Genomic DNA, 20,354 nt, shown 5'->3' with positions numbered 1-20,354 from the left:
TCTTCATCTTGCCAAAAATACTCGCGCGCGACGCGCGAAGTCCCGTCAGCCGCCCCAGACGTAGACCGCGGCGAACAGGAACAGCCAGACCACGTCGACGAAGTGCCAGTACCACGCCGCCGCCTCGAAACCGACATGCTGCTCGGGCGTGAAATGGCCCTTCATCACCCGGATCAGGCAGACAAACAGGAAGATCGTGCCGATCACCACATGCGCGCCGTGAAAGCCGGTCGCCATAAAGAAGTTGGCCCCGTAGATATTGCCCGAAAAGCCGAACGCCGCATGGCTGTATTCATAGGCCTGGAACACGGTAAAGATCGCGCCCAGCGCAATCGCGATGATCAGGCCCCACTTGATGTCGTTGCGGTTGTCCTCATGCACCAGCGCATGGTGCGCCCAGGTCGCGGCACAGCCCGAGCACAGCAGGATCAGCGTGTTGATCAGCGGCAGGTGCCACGGATCAAACGTCTCGATCCCCGCCGGCGGCCAGATCGCATCGACCATCGGGGAATTTTCGCCCATCGGGTACATGGCATGCTTGAAAAAGCTCCAGAACCACGCGGCAAAGAACATCACCTCGGACATGATGAACATGATGAAGCCATAGCGCAGACCGATCCGCACCACCGGGGTGTGATCGCCGGTCTCGCCCTCATGCACGACATCGGCCCACCAGCCAAACATCACGTAGAGCACACCGACCAGACCGGCCAAAAGCATCCAGGGCCCGTGATCGTGGAAAAACAGAACCGCCCCGAAGAGCATGACAAACCCCGCCAAAGAGCCAAGCAGCGGCCAGATGGAGGGGGGCAGAATGTGGTAATCGTGGTTTTTCGCGTGTGCCATCTTGGTTTATCCCTCGTCGAAGGCTCAGTTCAGGGTTTTATCGGTTTTCTTGGCAGGCTCAAGCGCCGCCTGCTGGTCTGTCTCGGGCAGGTCGATCTCGTGGAACGTATAGCCCAGCGTGATCGTGTGGATATACTGCCCTTCGCGATCGTCGACAATCGCCGGGTCCACGTAGAACGTCACCGGCATCTGCACCCGCTCGCCGGGTTGCAGCACCTGCTCTTCAAAGCAGAAACAGTCGATCTTGGTGAAAAAGCCGCCCGCATCGTAAGGCGCGACATTGTAGCTGGCCGATCCGGCGACAACCCGGTCGGTCGGGTTATAGGCCTCGTAAAAGGCCAGCCCGGTCTCGCCGATGCGCAATTCCATCTCGCGCTCGACCGGCTTGAACTCCCACGGCATGCCGCGCTCGCGGCTGGCATCGAACCGGACCTTGATGGTCTGATCCAGGATTTCGTCGCTCGCCACCTCTGACACGCCGGTCACACCACCAAAGCCGGTGACGCGGCAGAACCAGTCATAAAACGGCACCGACGCCCAGGCGAGGCCGCCCATCAAAACCACCACACCCACGGTCTGGGTCAATGTCTTGATCTTCGGATCAAGCGCCATCACTTCCCCTCCTGCTGCTGTGTCGGCACCATGAAATCGTCATCGGTCACCTTGGCCACGGTCAGGCCAAAGATCAGCGCGACAAACCCCGCCAGCACAAGACCAAGGCCAAGATTGCGGCCAAAGCGGCGCTTGTGCAGCTCATGTTCTTCGCGAAAGCTCATGCCCAGCCCCCAAGGCCAAAGCCCGACAGCGCTGCCTCGGCCAGAATGGCGGTGAAATGCGCGAAGAGATACCACAGCGACAGCCGGAACGCGCGCTTCTCGACGCGGTAATTATCGGCCTCTGCCTGATCCTCGTCGCGCCGCCAGATCGCCACCGCGTCGCGCAGGAACAGCGCGTTGAACACCAACGCCACGCCCAGGTACACCGGCCCGCCGATTCCAGTGAACGCGGCCCCGGTCGCCATGATCGCCAGCAGCACCGTGTAGACGAGGATATGCAACCGCGTCGACTTGCGGCCATGCGTGACCGTCAGCATCGGCACGCCCGCCGTGTCGTAATCGCCCCGCATGAACAGCGCGAGCGCCCAGAAATGCGGCGGCGTCCACATGAAAATGAGCGCGAACATCAGCACCGACTCGATGCTCACCGTGCCGGTCGCGGCGGCCCAACCGATCATCGGAGGAAACGCCCCTGCAGCGCCGCCGATCACGATATTCTGCGGCGTCCAGCGCTTCAGCCCGATGGTGTAGATCACCACGTAAAAGAAAATGGTGAAGGCGAGGATCCCAGCCGCCAGCGCATTCGTGGCCAGCCACAGCATCACCACCGAAAAGACCGCCAGCGTCATGCCGAACCCGAACGCCTCGTCGCGGCTCAACTTGCCCGCCGGGATGGGGCGCTTCGCGGTGCGCTTCATCACCGCGTCGATGTCAGCCTCCCACCACATGTTGAGCGCGCCAGCAGCACCGCCACCCACCGCGATAAAGAGGATCGCGGCCAGCCCCACCACCGGATGCACCGCCACGGGGGCGGCCAGCAGCCCGACCAGCGCGGTGAACACCACCAGCGTCATCACCCGCGGCTTCAAGAGCGCGAAGAAATCCCCGAACCCCGCATCGCCGGTCTGCGCGGCGGGGGCTTGGCTGGCTGTGTTCACGCTGGCATCGCTCATTTTCGTCTCCTGTCAGGCGGCGCATCGGCGCGCCTGCCCGGCGGGGTCATTTCGGACGCGCCCCAACGGCGGCGCCCAGCTCATGTCACTCGGCGGCGGCCACCTGGCGCGCACGCGGCGTGCCGGCATAGTCCTCAATCGCCCCGTCGAGCCACTGCTGATAGGCCTCTTCGCTCACCACCTTGACGGTGATCGGCATATAGGCATGCGCCTGCCCGCAAAGCTCCGAGCACTGGCCGAAATAGACACCTTCCTTCTCGGCCTCGAACCACAGCTGCGCCAGACGCCCCGGCACCGCATCCTGCTTCACGCCAAACGCGGGGATCGTCCAGCTATGGATCACGTCGGCTCCGGTCACGGTCATCACCACGGTCTTGCCCACCGGCACGACAACGGCGGTATCGGTCGCCAGCAGGAACTCGTCACGGCTATAGCCCGCCTCGACCAGCTGCTCCTCGACCTCGGGCGTCAGGCGATTGTCGCCCCCGGTGGCAGGCGACCCGATCATATAGCTGTCAAACGCAAAGTCGTGATCGGTATACTCATAGCCCCAGTACCACTGATAGCCCGTGACCTTGATATTGATATCCCCCTCGGGGATTTCCTGCTGCTTGAACAGGATCGGCAGCGAGAACGCCCCGATGAACACCAGGATGACAATCGGGATGATCGTCCAGGCGATCTCCAGCGGCGAATTGTGGGTGAACTTCGCCGGGGTCGCATTGGCGCGACGGTTATACCGCACCGCCGCAAGCGCCAGCAGCGCGGTCACGAACAGCACGATGGCGATGATGATCACGTTGATCATCCCGTCCAGCCATTGCAGATCGCGCGCCAGTTCGGTCGCGGCCGGCTGAAAGCCCATCTTGCCCTGCTCGGGCTTGCCGACGATCTCAAGACCTTCCTGCGCCGCGGCAGGAAGGGTGGAAAGGGCGGCCAGAACGGCCAGAAGGCTGGAAGTTAGTCGCATTTTACACCCTGATCGGTTGAAGCGGTTCATGTCTTTGTGGCAGGTCTTGCGCCGCACGCGGCGGAATCCCGTTGTCTTGGTGCTGTCTAAAACCATATTCTGCCGCAAACGACAAGAAAGAGCATTGCGGCAAACGGACGCTTTTTTGATCTGGATCAAATTCGCACGGCCCCCGCACCCCGACACCATATAGGACGCGCCCCCATGACTGACACCGCCTTTCGCCCCTTCGACAGCCTGCTTGACCGGGATGCGGCGCTCTCGCACCTGCAAGAGGCCACGCGCGGCGCCGATGACGGAGAGCTCTTTCTCGAACGCCGCCGCGCCGAGGCGCTCACCTTCGACGACGGCCGGGTCAAGACCGCCTCCTATGACGCCTCCGAAGGCTTCGGCCTGCGCGCCGTGCGCGGCGAGGTCACCGGCTACGCCCATTCCTCCGAGGTGAACGACGACGCCCTCAAACGCGCGGTCGAGACCGCCCGCCTTGCCGTGGGCGAAGGCGGCGGCACTTTGTCGGCGGCCCCCGCGCGCACCAACCGCCACCTCTATACCGATGACGACCCGATTGCCGGGGCCGCCTTCCCGGTCAAACTCGATACATTGCGCGAGATCGACGCCTTCGCCCGTGATCTCGACCCCCGCGTCGTGCAGGTCACCGCCTCCATCGCCGCCTCACTGCAAGAGGTGGTGATCCTGCGCCCCGACGGCACGCAAGTGGCCGATATCCGCCCGATGACCCGCGTCAACGTCTCGGTGATCGTCGAACAGGACGGCCGCCGCGAGAACGGCAGCGCCGGGGGCGGCGGGCGCATCGGCCTCGACGGCCTGCTGATGCCCGCCGACTGGCAGGCCAAGACCCGCGAAGCGTTGCGCATCGCGCTGGTGAACCTCTCCGCCGAAGCCGCCCCCGCTGGCGTGATGGACGTGGTCCTCGGCCCCGGCTGGCCCGGCATCCTCCTGCACGAGGCCATCGGCCACGGGCTCGAGGGCGACTTCAACCGCAAGGGCTCATCCGCCTTCGCTGGTCTCATGGGCCAACGCATCGCCGCCCCCGGCGTCACCGTGCTTGATGACGGCACAATCCCCGACCGGCGCGGCAGCATCACCATCGACGACGAGGGCACGCCCTCGGCCAAGAATGTCCTGATCGAGGACGGCATCCTTGTGGGCTACATGCAGGACCGCCAGAACGCCCGCCTGATGGGGGTAGAGGCCACCGGCAACGGCCGCCGCGAGAGCTACGCCCACGCCCCCATGCCACGCATGACCAACACCTACATGCTCGGCGGCGACGCCACCCCCGGCGATCTGGTGGCGGAAATGAAGGACGGCATCTACGCCGTCGGCTTCGGCGGCGGGCAGGTCGACATCACCAACGGCAAGTTCGTCTTTTCCTGCACCGAGGCCTACCGCGTCAAAGACGGCCAGATCGGCGCGCCGGTCAAAGGCGCCACCCTGATCGGCGACGGCGCAACGGCCCTGCAACAGATCCGGGGCTTGGGCAACGACATGGCCCTCGATCCCGGCATGGGCAATTGCGGCAAGCAGGGCCAATGGGTGCCAGTGGGCGTCGGGCAGCCAACGGTGCTGATCGGCGGGCTTACGGTAGGGGGATCGGCGGCGTAGGGGGTGGGCGTGACACGGTCCACAGGTCGCTCAAATGAGCGCGATGCGGAGGTTGGCGGATAAATCAAGGTTTATTTCGTGCATTCTGAATACGAACTCATCGTGAGCGAACTCAAGATTTGACAACGCAACCAATGTCTTGGCCAGTGCGCCATATTCTCCTGAATTCGCAATGATATCAGTTGGGTCAGGATGGTATATCAACCGGCATTCCCCAAGTACATACCATTGAGGGAAGAGTGCTTTACGGCGCGCCCGTTAGCAACTGTTCGCTGCTCCGAAATACGCTTTTGGGCGTAATGCACTCGAGTGTGATGGCTCGAGTTGTTTTGCACTGGCTGCTCCCGGCTGGGACCGGCCATTGTATCCAGTAGCCCCAGCAGCAGTTCACCCCACCAAACGCCGCACCCAAGCCCCCCATTTCACCTTTCCCAAAATACTCAAATCCCCACACCAAAGCCGGGCCACCCCGCCCGCCTTCATCTTACCAAAAATATCCAAATCCCGCCCAAGGCCGCCCAGCGCACCCCTTGCCATCCCGTACCCGTGCCCGCACCGCGCGCCCCGGTCACACCCGGCCCCCGTCAGCCCCGCCAGCATCCGCCACCGACGCGATACAGACAATGGCCACTTCTCGAACACAAAAGTAATTAACTCAACATTTCCAAACCTTAGGCGAAAAACCCAAAAAACCGCGACTCACCCGATTTCAGTATACCGGGCATTAACCTTGCCCGCGCCGCGACAGACGCAGAGGGCGCAGAGGGCGCAGAGGGCGCAGAGGTTGGTCCCGTTTCCGACGCGCGCAAACCACGAGGCCCCTAAGAATTCGAATGAATCTTCAAAGCCCCAGTTTTCCCGACACGAACAGGGAGTGGCCGCACTTATGCCACACTGGCTCTCTAAGCTGCCCGAAAAACGAGGACCGTGTCGAACGTGGAAACAATACAGGTACTTATCGACAGCTTGCTTGCAGCGCCGTTCGACCTGAACGTGCGCTATTCCCTCTTTTATCTATGCTGTTCGATTATTATCGCCTTTCTTGTCTGGAAATACCAAGGCACGTCCGGCAGTTTCATCAAGTGGCTGGTCCCGAAAGAGGTGTATCGGCACAGGTCCAATCTACTGGATATAAAGCTTTTCTTCGCAAGCCGCGTGTTCATCGCGCTGGGTTTTACCAGCGCGGTCTTCTTTCCGACGACCGTTGCCTATACGCTTTTGTTGAATCTAGCCAGCGCGGATTTCACCCCGCCGCCGATCACCTGGCAGCGCGGCCTGATCGTCACGCTGATCATCGTTGTCACGTCGGATTTCTGCAAATACTGGGCGCATCGGGCGCATCATGAATGGGGGTTTCTCTGGCCCTTCCATGCAGTGCACCATTCGGCCGACGTGCTAACGCCGCTCACGGTGCAACGGGTGCATCCGATCGAGCCGATGATACGCAACCTGCTGATGACCGTTCTGGTGGGCATCGCGCAGGGTCTCGTGCTCTATGCGTTCATCGGGCAGATCAATATCGCGACGATCGGTGGGGCCAATGCGCTCTATTTCGTCTTCAACGCACTGGGCGCAAACTTCCGGCACAGCCACATCTGGATCAGTTACGGGCCGATCATCGAGCGGATCCTGATCTCGCCGGCGCAGCATCAGGTGCACCACTCGGTGGCGGTCAAGCACCATGACAAGAACTACGGGTCCGTGTTCGCGATCTGGGACTGGATGTTCGGCACGCTCTACATCCCGACCGAGCGCGAAAAGCTGACCTTCGGTGTGTCGGACGGGACGGGCAAACCGACAGAGCAACCCTATCCGACCCTTGTCGCCGCGCTTATCCTGCCGTTCAGGGAAAGCTGGCGGGCCCTTGCCAAGCAGATGAAACCCAGCCCCAGCCTCACACAGCCCGTGGCGCCCGGCAACCTGGCGATGACGCAGGGATTCTCACTGTGGCTTGACGTGTTGCGCGCCGCTGCTGCACTGGCCGTCCTGTTCGGCCATATGGCACATCTCCGGTTCACACGCGGTGACTACTATTTCCTCAGAGAGTGGAATATCGCCAGTGACGCCGTGGTCGTGTTCTTTGTGCTATCCGGCGTGGTAATCGCCTATGCAGCGGGCCGCGATCAGACACTTGGGCGCTTTGCCTTCAACAGGGTCACTAGAATCGCATCGGTCCTGGTTCCGGCGCTGCTACTAACGTTGATCTTTGACGCCATCGGTACGCGCATCGACATGACGGCCTATCCCGAGCACTATTATCAGGCGTTGCCTGTCGGCGAGTTCTTGTGGCGTGGATTGACCGCGACGAACCTGTGGACGGGGTTGTCGGATTGGGTCCGGCTGGGCACGAACGGGCCGATCTGGTCGCTGAGCTACGAGGTCGGCTTCTACCTGATGTTCGGCAGCATCATGTTTCTGCGCGGTGCGATGCGCATCGTAGTCCTGGCCACGCTTGTCTTGCTGGTTGGCATTCCGGTTCTGGCACTGTTTCCGGCGTGGTGGCTGGGTGTGATCGTCTGGCGCAATGCCGCATCCAACGACACGTCCGCGCCGTCGAGGGCCCGGTCGTGGCTTATGGTGGTCAGCAGTCTCATGAGTCTGGTCACGCTGAAAGCGTCCGGCCTGCCGCAGCTGCTGGAACATGTGACCCAGCAGGCGCTGCAGCCGATGAGCCATCATGCGGTGCTGGTCTATTCCAACGAGGTGCTTTGGAATTCGGTCATTGCGATCTGTATCGCCATCCATCTTGTCGGAGTGCGGCGTCTCGCGATGCACGCGCCGCAGCGGACAGAAGGAAGGGTTGCCCGCGCTGTGCACTGGGTCGCAGGGGGCAGCTTCTCGATTTATGTGATGCATTATCCGACCCTGCACCTTCTGGACGCCACTTTGCCCGAAAGCCTGCCGGGGTACGATCTGTGGCTGTTGGGGCTCACGCTGACTGTGTGTTTTGCCTTTGCGGCACTTTTCGAGCGGACGCTGAAGCCGTTTCGTATGTACACAAAGATCTTCGGAAGCCGCGTGGCGGAGGCCATGCCGGGCGCTGGCAGAGCCAAATCATGGACGTCGTGATCAAGATGGCAATCACTTAACACTTTCGCTCCAGTTGAACGAACGCTACCTCTCGCTTGGCGGCTTAGAACACCCATCGCATACCTCATGAAGAACCACAGGTAAGCCCCACCCAACGGGCCACCCAAGCCAGACCACCCCGCCCGCCTTCATCTTGCCAAAAATACTCAATTCCACCCGACCCGCCCGGCGCAAACCTTGCCATTCCGTGCCAGCCCCGCACGCCCCGGCCACATCCGGCCCCCGTCAGCACCGCCCGCATCCGCTACCAACGCGATACCGACAGCGGCCAATTCCCGGACACACAAATAATTAACGCCCCATCTCAAAAGCTTAGGCGGAATTCCCGAAAAACTCGCGACTCACCCGATTTCGGTCTACCGGGCATTGACCTTGCCCGCGCTATCCATGATCCGGCAAGTAGGCGAGGTCACGGATGCCCGAAGATACACATCCTTCCACTCACCCCCAACTCCCACCCACCACGGAAGATGATCGGGTGTCATGGCTTCGCCTCTTGCGCTCCCGCCGGGTCGGCCCGGCGACCTTTCACCGGCTCCTCAGCGAACACGGCAGCGCACACGCCGCCCTCGCAGCGCTGCCCGAAGTCGCCCGCGCCGCCGGTGTCACCGACTACACCCCCTGCCCTGCGCGCGTGGCCGAGGCCGAATTGCGCGCGGGCCATGCGGCGGGCGCGACGATGCTCACGCACGCGGATGCCAAGTATCCCAAGCCCTACGCGATCTGCACGACGCCCCGCCCGTCCTCTGGGTGATGGGCGATATGGCCGTTCTCGACCGCCCGACGGTCGCCCTCGTGGGCGCGCGGAACGCCTCATCGCTCGGCACCCGCATGGCCCGGTCTCTCGCGGCAGAGCTATCGGAGCAGGGCTATACTGTCGTCTCCGATCTCGCCCGCGGCGTCGATACCGCCGCCCTTCTGGCCAGCCTCAAGGGCGGCACCGTGGCCGTCATGGCCGACGGCGTCGACGTGATCTATCCTGCCAAAACACCCCCCTTGCCGCTGATATCCACACGACCGGCCTGCGCCTCTGGGAACAGCCCATCGGCCTCATCCCCCAGGCCCGCCACTTCCCCAGCCGCAACCGCCTGATCAGCGGACTGGCACATGCTGTGGTCGTGGTCGAGGCGGCCGCTAAATCCGGGTCTCTGATCACCGCACGCACCGCTCTCGATCAGGGCCGTGAGGTGCTCGCCGTGCCCGGCCACCCCATCGACGCCCGCGCCTCAGGCTGCAACATGCTGATCCGCGACGGGGCCACACTGGTGCGCAGCGCCGCCGACGTGATCGAGGCACTGCCAACCGACAAGCCGCAGGAAACACAGGCGGAAATGCCTTTTGAAACCACGCCGGGACCGGCCTCTCGCAGCCTGCGCGACACCGCCGCGCTGCACCAGCAGATCCTGCAACGCCTCGGCCCCTCGCCACTCGCCGAGGATCAGTTGATCCGCGACCTCAGTGCCCCCGCACGCGCCGTCGCCCCGGTGCTGGTCGATCTCGAACTCGACGGTCGCATCACCCGCCAGGCCGGCGGGCTACTCTCCCTCGCCCGCTGATCCTGCGCCGACGGTCCCATCAGCCACATTGACAATTCCCCTTGCCAGCCCACATGTTGCGCCGCCATAAGCCTCGACCTGAGTCGGAAGGAGTGCCCATGCCCGTTGTCGTTGTCGAATCGCCCGCCAAAGCCAAGACGATCAACAAGTATCTAGGCGATGGCTACACGGTTCTGGCAAGCTATGGCCATGTCCGCGACCTACCCCCAAAGGATGGCTCGGTCGATCCCGAGAACGGCTTCGACATGACATGGGAAGTGGGCGCTGACAGCCGCAAACACGTAAAGGCCATCGCCGACGCGCTCAAGGATGACAATGCGCTCATTCTCGCCACTGACCCCGACCGCGAGGGCGAGGCGATCAGCTGGCATCTCGAGGAAACCCTGCGCAAACGCAAGGTCATCAAGAAAGACACGCCGGTCAGCCGCGTGGTGTTCAACGCGATCACCAAGACCGCCGTCACCGAGGCGATGAAGAACCCACGGCAGGTCGATGCGCCGCTGGTCGAGGCCTATCTGGCGCGCCGCGCGCTTGATTATCTCGTCGGCTTCAACCTCTCCCCGGTGCTCTGGCGCAAGCTGCCCGGCGCGCGCTCGGCGGGGCGCGTGCAGTCGGTCTGCCTGCGCCTCATCGTCGAGCGCGAGATGGAAATCGAGGCGTTCAACGCGCGTGAATACTGGTCCGTGAAGGCGCTGCTCGCCACCCCGCGCGGTCAGGAGTTCGAGGCGCGGTTGGTGACACTCGCGGGCAAGAAGCTCGACAAATTCGATCTGGAGAACGCGACGCAGGCCGAAATGGCCGTACAGGCCGTGGCCTCACGCGCTCTGACAGTCAGCTCGGTCGAGGCCAAGCCCGGCACGCGCAACCCCTCGGCCCCGTTCATGACATCGACCCTTCAGCAGGAGGCCAGCCGCAAGTTCGGCATGGGGGCCAAGCAATGCATGAGCGCGGCGCAGCGCCTCTATGAGGCGGGCTATATCACCTATATGCGGACCGATGGCATCGACATGGCCCCCGAGGCGGTGATGGCCGCGCGCGACGCGATCAAGGACCGCTACGGCGAGGACTACATGCCCAAAAGCCCGCGCATGTACAAGAACAAGGCCAAGAACGCGCAGGAAGCACATGAGTGCATTCGCCCCACCGAGATGACGCGCGACGCGGGCAAGATAAAGAGCACCGACGCCGATCAGCGCAAGCTCTATGATCTGATCTGGAAGCGCACCCTCGCCTGCCAGATGGCCGCCGCCCGGCTGGAGCGCACGACAGTCGAGATCGGCAGCGACGACGGTCAGGTGGGCTTGCGCGCCACCGGGCAGGTCATGCTCTTCGACGGCTTTCTCAAGGTCTATGAAGAGGGCCGCGACGACGTCGTGGGCGACGATGACGACCGCCGCCTGCCGCAGATCACGCAGGGCGACCAGGCGGTCTTCGCCAAGTCCTCGCTGCGTCCTGAATTCGCCAAGGCACAGGACGGGACCGAGACGACCGCCGCCGTGATGTCAGAGAATGAATCCGTTCTCAGCCTGCAACATTTCACCCAGCCCCCGCCCCGCTATACCGAGGCGACGCTGGTCAAGAAGATGGAAGAGCTGGGCATCGGTCGCCCCTCGACCTATGCCAGCGTGCTCGGCACGATCCAGGACCGCGAATATGTCCGCAAGGAGCAGAACCGCCTCTATCCCGAGGACAAGGGACGGATCGTCACGATCTTCCTGATCAACTTCTTTCGCAAATATGTGGGCTACGAATTCACCGCCAATCTCGAGGAAGACCTCGACCGCGTGAGCGCAGGCGAGGCGGATTACAAGGACATCCTCAACCGGTTCTGGCGCGATTTCTCGGCGGCCATCGCCGAGACCTCGGAACTGAGGATCTCCGAGGTGCTCGACGTGCTCGACGACGCGCTCGCCCCGACGCTCTACCCACCCCGCGAAGATGGCGGCGACCCGCGCCAATGCCCGCTCTGCGGCACCGGGCAGTTGCACCTCAAGACCTCGCGCTCGGGCGGGTTCGTCGGCTGTGGCAACTACCCCGAATGCCGCTACACCCGCCCCATCGGCGGCGATGCGGCGGAAAACGGCGACCGGATTTTGGGCGAGGATGAGGACGGCAACGAGATTTCGCTGCGCTCTGGCCGGTTCGGCCCTTACGTGCAACGCGGCGAGGCGACAGAAGAGAACAAGAAACCCGACCGCGCCAGCCTGCCCAAGGGCTGGAAAGCCGAAGAAATGACGCTGGAAAAGGCGCTGACGCTGCTCAGCCTGCCGCGTGAGGTGGGCGAGCATCCCGAGGGCGGCACAATCAAGTCGAATTTCGGGCGCTTCGGCCCCTATATCATGCATCAGGGCCCCGAGGACGCGAAACCGGTCTATGCCAATCTCAAGGATCCAGCGGATGTGTTCGAGATCGGGATGAACCGCGCGGTGGAACTGCTGGCTGAAAAGCGCGCCAATCCCGGCGGGCGCGGGCGGGCGGCGGCCAAGCCGCTGCGCGATCTTGGCGAGCATCCCAGCGAAGGCGGCCCGATCCATATCATGGACGGACGCTTTGGCCCCTATGTCAAATGGGGCAAAGTCAATGCAACGCTGCCGAAGGACGTGCAGCCCGCAGATGTGACGCCGGACATGGCGGTCGAACTCATCGCCGAGAAATCGGCTAAGAAGGGCAAGCCCGGCAAGACCGCGAAAAAGCCTGCTGCCAAGAAGCCCGCTGCTCGCAAGAAGACCGGCTGACACCGAACAAGTCCGAAATCTTGAAAAGACTTCTCTCCGCATTTCTTGCAAGAACGCGGCCGTGGCCGGTGTTACGTAGTAATCCTTATTTCATGGCGTTTGGACAGGGCATCGCGTTGACACCGCCCCATGATCCGCCTGATACCGGGGACGATCAAACTTCAGGAGGAGTTTCGCGATGAAAAAGGTTTACGGTTCGGCCGCCGAGGCGCTGGACGGGCTGCTGTTCGACGGGATGACGATTGCGGCGGGCGGCTTTGGCCTCTGCGGCATTCCCGAGTTACTGTTGCAGGCGATCAAGGAGGCGGGCACGCAGGACCTGACATTCGCCTCCAATAACGCAGGCGTTGATGATTTCGGCATCGGCATCCTTTTGCAGACCAAGCAGGTCAAGAAAATGATGTCGTCCTATGTCGGCGAAAACGCCGAGTTCATGAGGCAATATCTCAGCGGCGAGCTGGAACTGGAATTCAACCCGCAAGGCACGCTGGCCGAGCGCATGCGCGCGGGCGGTGCGGGCATACCGGGTTTCTACACCAAGACCGGGGTCGGCACGCAGATCGCCGAGGGCAAGGAACACAAGGACTTCGACGGCGAGACCTATATCCTGGAGCGCGGCATCTTCGCCGATCTCTCGATCGTCAAGGCGTGGAAGGCCGACACCACCGGCAACTGCATCTTCCGCAAGACCGCGCGCAACTTCAATCCGCCCGCCGCGATGTGCGGCAAGACCTGCATCATGGAGGTCGAGGAGATCGTCGAGCCCGGCGAGTTGGACCCCGATCATATCCATATGCCCGGCATCTACGTGCATCGCCTGATTCAGGGCGAGCATGAAAAGCGCATCGAACAATGCACTGTGAGGGAGGCCTGATCATGCCCTGGGATCGCAATCAGATGGCCGCGCGTGCGGCAAAGGAGCTTGAGGACGGCACCTATGTGAACCTCGGGATCGGCATCCCGACGCTGGTGCCCAATTACATCCCCGAGGGCGTGCAGGTCACGCTGCAATCGGAAAACGGGATGCTCGGCATGGGGCCGTTTCCGGTCGCGGGCACCGAGGACCCCGACCTGATTAACGCGGGCAAGCAGACCATCACCGAACTGCCCCATACCAGTTATTTCGACAGCGCAATGTCCTTTGGCATGATCCGGGGCGGCAAGATCGCGATGGCGATCCTCGGCGCGATGGAAGTGGCCGAGAACGGCGATCTGGCGAATTGGATGATCCCCGGCAAGCTCGTGAAGGGCATGGGTGGCGCGATGGATCTTGTCGCAGGCGTGCGCCGCGTGGTGGTGGTGATGGACCACACCAACAAGCATGGCGACAGCAAGCTTCTGAAGGAATGCACGCTGCCGCTGACCGGCACCGGGGTGGTCAACCGGATCATCACCAACCTGGGCGTTCTGGATGTGGTCAAGGGCGGGCTCAGGATCGTTGAGACCGCCGAGGGCGTGACCGAGGACGAGATTCGCGCCGCCACCGAGGCGACCATCGTCAACTGACAGGCTGGCCCGGTCCTTCGGGGTCGGGCCGTCTAATTCGACGCGAGGGTCAGGGCGCAGGCGTCGGTGATCAACTCCGGCCGCGTCTTGCACAACCCACGTGCCACCTCGTAGGCGGCAAGCACCTTGGGGATATAATCACGCGTTTCGGCGAAGGGCGGCACGCCTGCATGCGACTTCACCGCGTTCTCGCCCGCGTTGTAGCCTGCAAGTGCGAGCAGCACGTCCCCCCCGAATTCCCCGATCAGCCAATCGAGATAGGCAACCCCGCCCTTGATGTTGTCTCCGGCTTCGAACACATCGGTAACGCCAAACCGTGCCGCAGTGGCGGGCATGAGCTGCATGAGACCCTGCGCGCCTGCGCTGCTGACGGCCTCGGGCGTACCCGAGGATTCGACCGCGATCACGGCAAGGACGAGGGCAGGCGAGACGCGGGTACCAATGGTAGCGCGCAGGATATGCGCACCATTCTCTCGCGCCACCTGCTGTATTGCCTGTAGGCGTGGGGCAGCGACCCCTTTGCCCTCGGGCGGGCGAGACAGGTGTTTCGTGGCAGCCGCGAGGCGCGTAGTTGCGTCGCTGTCGATCTGCCACGGCACCGCCTCCCAGAACCAGGCGTGACGCGCCTGTTGAGGTGGCGCATCCGCCTTGGGTGCGGGTCGGACCGCACCCGCGTTATCGTCAGGCGTGATCTGCACGAGTGGTTTGCGCCGCTCGCCCGGCTTCGGGGCTTTCTCGCGCTTGAAGGTGAAGTCCGAAAAAGCAGGCGCATCCTCGGCCGGTGCGTCATGGCCCGCCAGAAGGCATATCGCCACCACAGTCAGGATCAGGTTCTTCATCTGGGCTCTGCTCTGCCTCTAATTGATTGGTGAAAGGATCGCAAAAATCGATGCGCAACGCCAGTATTGTCTTTAATTGAGAGGAATGATCTGGCGATTTAAAGCCACATTCTGCACCCTATGCGTGTTTATCTCTGCTGTGGTATTTTTTTATTTGTTTATTTTCAGATGGTTGCTGAAATTTTATCGAAAACCTTAGACTTCACTAAAATGGCTTTAATGCCGCCAAAATCCCGCCTGATTTGCTTGGCTATATGCACTCACACCACTCCGACAGCGGACCATTAAAAATGAACGGGTCCAAAACCGGGGTGATGTGAAAACTGAGCAAATGATCCTTTGGAGGGACCAAAATGAACACCTTTATCCAGAACTTCCTGAAAGACGAAGACGGCGCCGTTACGGTTGACTGGGTCGTACTGACCGCAGCAGTCGTGGGCCTGGGAATCGCCGGCGTGACCGCCGTGAACAACGGCATCGGCACGCTCGCCACCTCGATCGGCGACGAAGTGGGCGGCATCACCGTTGAAGCTCCCGACACGCTCGGCTTCACCGGCGCGGCTCCCGCCGCCGACTAAAAGACTACTGGTACATCTGGGCGATCGCCAATCCGCGTGACGCGCGCCCGATGACCACGGTCTGACAAGACTACGAATGACCGCAGATGCAGTTGGCGTCTGCGGTCATTTGCTTTCGCAAGACGAGTTGTTCGGCACGATTAGGCCAATGCACCTCCCTCATTTCGCCACATTGGGACGTTAACAAAACTGGATGAGGGCACGTCGTCTCGGCATGCGCTTCCTTTAGATGAGAGGGATACACCATGCGTATGGTATTTGGATTGGTACTGGTTCTCGGCGTCGGGCTCGCGGGCTTTGCCGCATACATGGCGAAAACCTATATCGACGGGTATCAGCGACAGCTGGCCATCGAACGGCAGCAGCGCGCGCCCAATATCGAAACGGTCGATGTCTATGTCGCCGCGCGCCCGCTCGCCTTTGGCGAAGCCTTGCACGAAAAAGATGTGCGCCTCGTGGCCTATCCCAAGACCGCCCTGCCAGAAGGCGTATTCACCAAGCCCGAGCAATTGTTCGTCGCCGGTGCCGGGATGGAGCGTGAAGTCTTGCGCAGCATGATAGAGCGCGAGGTGATCCTTTCGATGAAGGTGACCAAACCCGGCGAGGACGCGGGCATCACCTCGCGCCTCGATGCGGGCATGCGCGCCTTTGCCATCAAGGTCGATGCGACGAGCGGCGTGTCGGGCTTCTTGCGGCCAGGGGATCTGGTTGACGTCTACTGGACCGGTTCGGTCGGCAAGGGAAACGTGCGGACGGAAGGGGATTCCTCGGGCGAGGTCACCAAACTGATCGAAACCCGTATGAAGATCATCGCCGTGGACCAGAATGCCGATATGGACAGTGCAGAGGCCCGCGTTGCCCGCACAGTGACCGTGTCCGCCACTCCGCAAGAGGTTGCAGCCCTTGCGCAGGCGCAATCCACCGGAGGTCTCGCCCTATCTCTCGTGGGGGCTCTGGACGAATCCCTCTCCGAAGTGATCGAAGTCGATCAGCGGCGCCTGCTCGGGCTGCAGGCACAGGTCGTGGAAGAGCCGAAACCGGAGGCCGCCCGCTGCACGGTACGCACACGCCGCGGCGCAGAGGTCATCGAAACACCCATTCCCTGCACGAACTGATAGGATTGGTGCATGTTCTGAGAAGGGTGGCCCGACGGCCGCCCTTTCTCATTGCGTCGTCAATGCGCAACACAAGTGACAAAAAACGTGAAAATTGTATTGATTCTTGCAAAATTTGAGAAACTGCCTCACAGTGCACACAAGTTCAGGCGTTAAGACCTGAGAAAATGAGGCGTGATCGGAAAGGCAGGTCACATGAAAATGAGAAGTTACGCAGTCGCCGCCCTATTTGGGCTGGCAGTAGGCGCTAGTCCGATTGCGACCGTATCGCAGGCGCAAGATGTGCGTGTCCTGCGCGGCGGAGCGACGAGCAACCTCAGCGTTTCAATGAGCCGCGCAGTTGTCGTCGAAAGCGAAGTCCCCTTCGCGGAACTCAGCATCGCCAATCCGGCGATCGCCGATTTTTCCACCCTGTCGGATCGCACCATCTATGTTCTCGGCAAGGCACCGGGGCGCACCACGCTCAGCCTGTTCGATGGAACAGGACAGCTGATCACGAACATAGAGGTGCATGTCAGCACCGACATTTCCGAATTCAAGGAGCGTTTGCGGCAAATCCTTCCCGGAGAGCAGATCGAGGTGCGGACCGCCAATGACGGCATCGTCCTGTCCGGCACGGTTTCGAGTGCGGGCCGGTTGGAACGCGCGCTTGAACTCGCCGAACGCTACGCGCCCGAGCGGGTGTCGAACCTGATGTCGGTCTCCGGCAAGCAGCAGGTCATGCTCAAGGTGCGCTTTGCGGAAATGCAGCGCAATGTCGCCAAGTCGCTGAGCGCCGCCCTTTCGGTAAGCAATCTCACCAACAGCGGCGTTTTTGGAGCACTCGAGTCAGGCAACCTTATTGCCAACAGCACGCCGCCGATCACGTTGCAATCATCCTCGCAGGCCGGTCTGTTTCTGGGGCTGGACATCGGGTCTACCGAACTGGGCATCCTGATAGAGGCCTTCGAGCAAAAAGGCATCGTCAGGACCCTTGCGGAACCGAACCTGACGGCCCTTTCCGGGCAGGAGGCCACGTTTCTTGCTGGCGGAGAGTTTCCGATCCCGGTTGCACAGGACAACGACACAACCTCGATCGAATTCAAGCCCTTCGGTGTCGAGCTGAATTTCATTCCGCGTGTTCTCGACGAAGATGTCATAAATCTTGAAATGGCGGCGGCCGTGTCCTCTATCGACACTGCAAACTCGCTTACGACCAACGGAATAAACGTGCCGGCCTTCCGCCGTCGCGACACCTCGACCACGGTCTCGCTGCGCGACGGCGAGAGCTTTGCGATTGCAGGCCTTTTGCAGGACGATTTCCGTGACAATAACGCGCAGGTGCCTTGGCTCGGGGATATTCCGGTGCTTGGTGCCTTGTTCCGCAGCGCCGATTACAATCGCTCGCAGACGGAATTGGTCATTATCGTCTCGGCACATCTCGTTTCCCCCACCCGGGGTGAAGCATTTGCGCTGCCGACGGACCGTGTCAAGCTACCGACCGAAGCAGACCTTTTCCTGCACGGGCGTGTCGCACGTGGCGCGAAGCAGAGCGGCGCAGTCGGAGAGGTTGCCAAGCAAGACTTTACCGGCTCTTATGGCTATGTGATGGACTAGGGAGAGGGCTGGGGCGATGAAGAACTATCTTGCAATCACCGGTCTGATCGCCGTCACGGCCTGTGCACCGCCCGGCGGTGAGGTCTATCGATCCTATTTTGGCGAGGCTGGCGCACTGGTGGACAACGGCGCCTTCGGCGAAGCGTCCATGAGCAACCACATGGTCATGACCGGGGACCGCAGCTACGTACATGACCTGTCGCGCCGGTTTTCCAACGAGGTGCTGAGCACGGTGAATTTCGCCTTCAATTCGGCCGTCCTCGACGAGGGCGCTCGCGATACCCTGCGCGAACAGGCCCATTGGATCAGGCAATTCCCCGAAGTACGGTTCCGCGTCTACGGCCACACCGATGCGGTCGGCTCCAACAGTTACAACAAGTCGCTCGGCATGCGTCGTGCGCAGGCGGTAGTGGCCTATCTCACCACCCAGGGCATCAGCCGGGCGCGCCTCGAGGCAGTTGCCTCATTCGGCGAAACGCAGCCGCTGATCGTCACAGAAGGCCGCGAACGTCGCAACCGCCGCACCGTGACCGAGGTGACAGGTTTCGTTAAATCGCACCCGATTATCATGGACGGAAAATACGCGTCGGTCGTCTACCGCGAGTATGTTGCCAGCGGCACAGCCCAGTCAAATGTGCAAACCTCTAGTGCGGAAACCTCCGGCGAATAGACACGAGACCACGAATCTCCCCGTCCGGTTTGGTCCGGACCTCCTCGAACCCGCCCTGAAATGGCGGGTTCTTTTGTATCCATCGATCCAACAATTACGATCTTTTGGCCCAAATGTCGCCAATATTTCCAGTCATGTTCATCGGTATCGAGCGTCCCCGCCACATGATGCGCGCGGCTCGGGCCATGCCGTAAAGGCTGGGCGATCCGCGTGAAACTCTCATTGAGTGGGGCAATTACAGGACGGATTCAATGACGAGTAGTGTGATGAAGCAGACCGATCCGGCACCGATCCTTGCCTGCACCATCAGTCGGGATGTGCAGAACTTTGATCTGTTGATCGAGGATATGGAGACCGCCCTTGGCGAGAGCTGGGGTGACCTTGGATTTGCCGAGGCCCTCGCCTTTCTCAATCAGCCCGAGGCGGAATCCCTCGAATTCGTCGCCATCGCAATCGACCAGACGGACGAGGAAGATCTTTCCTTGCTGGGCGAAGTCATCGCCCTTGCCAGCAAAAGCGGGATCAAGACCATCCTGATCGCCGAGGATGTGAGCCCGGCCGCCCTGCATCAGTTGTTGCGCAACGGCGCGGATGAATTCGTGCCATACCCACTGCCCGAGGGCGAATTGCAGGCGGCAATCGATCGCCTCAAGAAACCCTCCACGACCGTTGTATCGCACGCGACCAAGGCCCAACATGCCCCTCCGACCGAAGGTGATGGCGTGATTCTCGCCGTGCAGGGCCTTGCCGGGGGCACCGGTGCCTCCACATTTGCCGTCAATCTCGCATGGGAACTGGCAAATGCGGACAAGGCAAAGCCGCCGCAGGTCGGAATCCTCGATCTCAGCCTTCAGTTCGGCTCTGTCTCGACCTTCCTCGATCTGCCGCGCCGTGATGTCGTGTTCGAGATGTGGTCGGATACCGAAATTCTGGACGACGACGTGTTCCGGCAGGCCCTCGTCAGCTTCGAGGACAAGATGCGTGTGCTGACCGCGCCTGCGGATATCCTGCCCCTCGACATGATCAACTCCGAGGATGTGACGCGGGTTCTGAACATGGCACGCAGGCATTTCGACTACGTGATCGTCGATATGCCGAATACCCTGGTGCAATGGACCGAGGCGGTGCTCAACAACTGTCAGGTCTACTTCGCCACAATGGAGCTCGACATGCGCTCGGCGCAGAATGCGGTGCGGGTGAAACGCGCGTTGCAATCCGAAGATCTGCCGATCGAAAAGCTGCGCTACTGTCTCAATCGCGCACCGAAATTCACCGATCTCAACGGGAAGAGCCGCGTGAAACGCATGGCTGAAACCCTCGAGATCGCAATAGAGATCCAACTGCCCGACGGCGGGCGTGCGGTCTCGCAAAGTTGCGATCATGGTCTGCCGCTTGCGTCGAGTGCCGCCAAGAATCCCTTGCGTCGCGAAATCGCCAAGCTCGCCGCATCGCTGCACGCGCTTGGCAAGGATGACGCCGAAGCGGCGTAAGAAAGGAC

Annotated in this window: 16 protein-coding genes and 1 pseudogene; 11 read left to right on the top strand and 6 right to left on the bottom strand. The window is 61.7% G+C overall.

The features are described from left to right. Positions 1-45 precede the first annotated feature (45 nt). The 5 genes from BMX04_RS15255 to coxB all read right to left on the bottom strand — a co-directional run bounded on the left by BMX04_RS15255 (position 46) and on the right by coxB (position 3,545). Positions 46-846 carry a cytochrome c oxidase subunit 3 gene (locus tag BMX04_RS15255; RefSeq protein ID WP_050664214.1) on the bottom strand — a complete coding sequence of 267 codons (801 nt, stop codon included), beginning with the start codon at positions 844-846 and terminating at the stop codon, positions 46-48. A 24-nt stretch (positions 847-870) separates the two neighbouring features. Beyond that, a complete protein-coding gene (locus tag BMX04_RS15250) occupies positions 871-1,458 on the bottom strand; it encodes a cytochrome c oxidase assembly protein (RefSeq protein ID WP_050664213.1) in 588 nt (195 codons plus the stop codon). Continuing rightward, positions 1,458-1,622 carry a hypothetical protein gene (locus BMX04_RS19490; RefSeq protein WP_175477385.1) on the bottom strand — a complete coding sequence of 55 codons (165 nt, stop codon included), beginning with the start codon at positions 1,620-1,622 and terminating at the stop codon, positions 1,458-1,460. The genes BMX04_RS15250 and BMX04_RS19490 overlap by 1 nt, the downstream gene beginning before the upstream one ends. Continuing rightward, a complete protein-coding gene (cyoE, locus tag BMX04_RS15245; RefSeq protein WP_074787764.1) occupies positions 1,619-2,575 on the bottom strand; it encodes a heme o synthase in 957 nt (318 codons plus the stop codon). The genes BMX04_RS19490 and cyoE overlap by 4 nt, the downstream gene beginning before the upstream one ends. An 85-nt stretch (positions 2,576-2,660) precedes the next feature. Continuing rightward, the gene (gene coxB, locus BMX04_RS15240; RefSeq protein WP_074787763.1) at positions 2,661-3,545 is read right to left on the bottom strand and encodes a cytochrome c oxidase subunit II; all 885 of its coding nucleotides are present in this window, start codon (positions 3,543-3,545) and stop codon (positions 2,661-2,663) included. Between the two features lie 204 nt (positions 3,546-3,749). Here coxB and tldD point away from each other — a divergent pair, with 204 nt between their 5' ends. The 6 genes and pseudogenes from tldD (at position 3,750) to BMX04_RS15210 (ending at position 14,058) form a co-directional block, all read left to right on the top strand. Continuing rightward, positions 3,750-5,171, top strand: a complete 1,422-nt coding sequence (tldD, locus tag BMX04_RS15235) for a metalloprotease TldD (protein ID WP_074787762.1) — start codon at positions 3,750-3,752, stop codon at positions 5,169-5,171. 927 nt (positions 5,172-6,098) lie between these two features. Continuing rightward, the gene (locus tag BMX04_RS15230) at positions 6,099-8,240 is read left to right on the top strand and encodes a sterol desaturase family protein (protein ID WP_083398209.1); all 2,142 of its coding nucleotides are present in this window, start codon (positions 6,099-6,101) and stop codon (positions 8,238-8,240) included. A gap of 436 nt (positions 8,241-8,676) precedes the next feature. Next, a pseudogene (dprA, locus tag BMX04_RS15225) lies at positions 8,677-9,817 on the top strand (DNA-processing protein DprA). A 98-nt stretch (positions 9,818-9,915) separates the two neighbouring features. Continuing rightward, entirely contained in the window at positions 9,916-12,552 is a 2,637-nt protein-coding gene (gene topA, locus BMX04_RS15220) for a type I DNA topoisomerase (protein ID WP_074787760.1), read from the top strand. Between the two features lie 178 nt (positions 12,553-12,730). Continuing rightward, entirely contained in the window at positions 12,731-13,426 is a 696-nt protein-coding gene (locus BMX04_RS15215; RefSeq protein WP_074787759.1) for a CoA transferase subunit A, read from the top strand. Positions 13,427-13,428: 2 nt separating this feature from the next. Continuing rightward, positions 13,429-14,058 (top strand): 3-oxoacid CoA-transferase subunit B, encoded by a 630-nt coding sequence (locus tag BMX04_RS15210; RefSeq protein ID WP_074787799.1) that lies wholly within the window; start codon positions 13,429-13,431, stop codon positions 14,056-14,058. Between the two features lie 32 nt (positions 14,059-14,090). Here BMX04_RS15210 and BMX04_RS15205 read toward each other — a convergent pair whose 3' ends face one another. Further along, complete coding sequence (locus tag BMX04_RS15205; RefSeq protein ID WP_074787758.1) at positions 14,091-14,897, bottom strand: lytic transglycosylase domain-containing protein; 807 nt, start codon at positions 14,895-14,897, stop codon at positions 14,091-14,093. A 353-nt stretch (positions 14,898-15,250) separates the two neighbouring features. Here BMX04_RS15205 and BMX04_RS15200 point away from each other — a divergent pair, with 353 nt between their 5' ends. From BMX04_RS15200 to BMX04_RS15180, 5 genes are all read left to right on the top strand, one after another. Further along, positions 15,251-15,475, top strand: coding sequence for a Flp family type IVb pilin (locus tag BMX04_RS15200; protein ID WP_074787757.1), 225 nt, complete (start codon positions 15,251-15,253; stop codon positions 15,473-15,475). 245 nt (positions 15,476-15,720) lie between these two features. Continuing rightward, the gene (cpaB, locus tag BMX04_RS15195; protein ID WP_074787756.1) at positions 15,721-16,590 is read left to right on the top strand and encodes a Flp pilus assembly protein CpaB; all 870 of its coding nucleotides are present in this window, start codon (positions 15,721-15,723) and stop codon (positions 16,588-16,590) included. Between the two features lie 195 nt (positions 16,591-16,785). Further along, positions 16,786-18,186 (top strand): type II and III secretion system protein family protein, encoded by a 1,401-nt coding sequence (locus BMX04_RS15190; RefSeq protein WP_074787755.1) that lies wholly within the window; start codon positions 16,786-16,788, stop codon positions 18,184-18,186. Positions 18,187-18,202: 16 nt separating this feature from the next. After that, on the top strand, positions 18,203-18,856 hold the full coding sequence (locus tag BMX04_RS15185; RefSeq protein ID WP_074787754.1) for an OmpA family protein: 654 nt from the start codon (positions 18,203-18,205) through the stop codon (positions 18,854-18,856). 251 nt (positions 18,857-19,107) lie between these two features. Then, entirely contained in the window at positions 19,108-20,346 is a 1,239-nt protein-coding gene (locus BMX04_RS15180; protein WP_074787753.1) for a CpaE/TadZ family protein, read from the top strand. Positions 20,347-20,354 lie beyond the last annotated feature (8 nt).

Source organism: Roseovarius tolerans, from assembly GCF_900109855.1.
GTDB classification, from domain to species: Bacteria; Pseudomonadota; Alphaproteobacteria; order Rhodobacterales; family Rhodobacteraceae; genus Roseovarius; species Roseovarius tolerans.
Note: the sequence above shows the minus strand (reverse complement) of the source record. Positions and strands in the feature narration are given on the sequence as shown.

What these genes read in the sequence shown, in the direction of transcription:
- BMX04_RS15255 (WP_050664214.1), bottom strand. Translation starts at nt 846, where the DNA reads ATGGCACACGCGAAAAACCACGATTACCACATTCTGCCCCCCTCCATC.
- BMX04_RS15250 (WP_050664213.1), bottom strand. Translation starts at nt 1,458, where the DNA reads ATGGCGCTTGATCCGAAGATCAAGACATTGACCCAGACCGTGGGTGTG.
- BMX04_RS19490 (WP_175477385.1), bottom strand. Translation starts at nt 1,622, where the DNA reads ATGAGCTTTCGCGAAGAACATGAGCTGCACAAGCGCCGCTTTGGCCGC.
- cyoE (WP_074787764.1), bottom strand. Translation starts at nt 2,575, where the DNA reads ATGAGCGATGCCAGCGTGAACACAGCCAGCCAAGCCCCCGCCGCGCAG.
- coxB (WP_074787763.1), bottom strand. Translation starts at nt 3,545, where the DNA reads ATGCGACTAACTTCCAGCCTTCTGGCCGTTCTGGCCGCCCTTTCCACC.
- tldD (WP_074787762.1), top strand. Translation starts at nt 3,750, where the DNA reads ATGACTGACACCGCCTTTCGCCCCTTCGACAGCCTGCTTGACCGGGAT.
- topA (WP_074787760.1), top strand. Translation starts at nt 9,916, where the DNA reads ATGCCCGTTGTCGTTGTCGAATCGCCCGCCAAAGCCAAGACGATCAAC.
- BMX04_RS15215 (WP_074787759.1), top strand. Translation starts at nt 12,731, where the DNA reads ATGAAAAAGGTTTACGGTTCGGCCGCCGAGGCGCTGGACGGGCTGCTG.
- BMX04_RS15210 (WP_074787799.1), top strand. Translation starts at nt 13,429, where the DNA reads ATGCCCTGGGATCGCAATCAGATGGCCGCGCGTGCGGCAAAGGAGCTT.
- BMX04_RS15205 (WP_074787758.1), bottom strand. Translation starts at nt 14,897, where the DNA reads ATGAAGAACCTGATCCTGACTGTGGTGGCGATATGCCTTCTGGCGGGC.
- BMX04_RS15200 (WP_074787757.1), top strand. Translation starts at nt 15,251, where the DNA reads ATGAACACCTTTATCCAGAACTTCCTGAAAGACGAAGACGGCGCCGTT.
- cpaB (WP_074787756.1), top strand. Translation starts at nt 15,721, where the DNA reads ATGCGTATGGTATTTGGATTGGTACTGGTTCTCGGCGTCGGGCTCGCG.
- BMX04_RS15190 (WP_074787755.1), top strand. Translation starts at nt 16,786, where the DNA reads ATGAAAATGAGAAGTTACGCAGTCGCCGCCCTATTTGGGCTGGCAGTA.
- BMX04_RS15185 (WP_074787754.1), top strand. Translation starts at nt 18,203, where the DNA reads ATGAAGAACTATCTTGCAATCACCGGTCTGATCGCCGTCACGGCCTGT.
- BMX04_RS15180 (WP_074787753.1), top strand. Translation starts at nt 19,108, where the DNA reads ATGACGAGTAGTGTGATGAAGCAGACCGATCCGGCACCGATCCTTGCC.